The sequence below is a fragment of the Gemmiger formicilis genome (assembly GCF_016901605.1).
GTDB lineage: Bacteria > Bacillota > Clostridia > Oscillospirales > Ruminococcaceae > Gemmiger > Gemmiger formicilis_B.
This window is the reverse complement of sequence record NZ_JACJKP010000960.1, coordinates 1-218: the sequence shown is the minus strand read 5'-3', so window position 1 is coordinate 218 and position 218 is coordinate 1. Positions and strand designations below refer to the sequence as shown.

Here is a 218-nt window from a genome sequence, read left to right as displayed (position 1 = left end):
CCCAGTAAGTCCTCATCAAAAGACGCAGCCAGACCAATTGCCTGCGGAAATACGGTTGCCGTTCCAGCGCGTCCCACGCCATGAATGCCCTCGTTCCACCAGTTGTATGCAGGGCGATGACCCGGACTATCTGCGCGCCGCTGCCTGCGCCAAGCATTTCGCAGTCCATTCTGGCCCTGAAGATCAGCGGCACTATTTTGATGCCAAAGTTTCCCAAC

General features: G+C 56.9%; 1 protein-coding gene. It reads right to left on the bottom strand.

All coding sequences use genetic code 11. The features are described from left to right. Nucleotides 1-218 (bottom strand): hypothetical protein (locus H6B10_RS17390; RefSeq protein WP_204652556.1); only part of this gene is annotated, 218 nt, incomplete at both ends.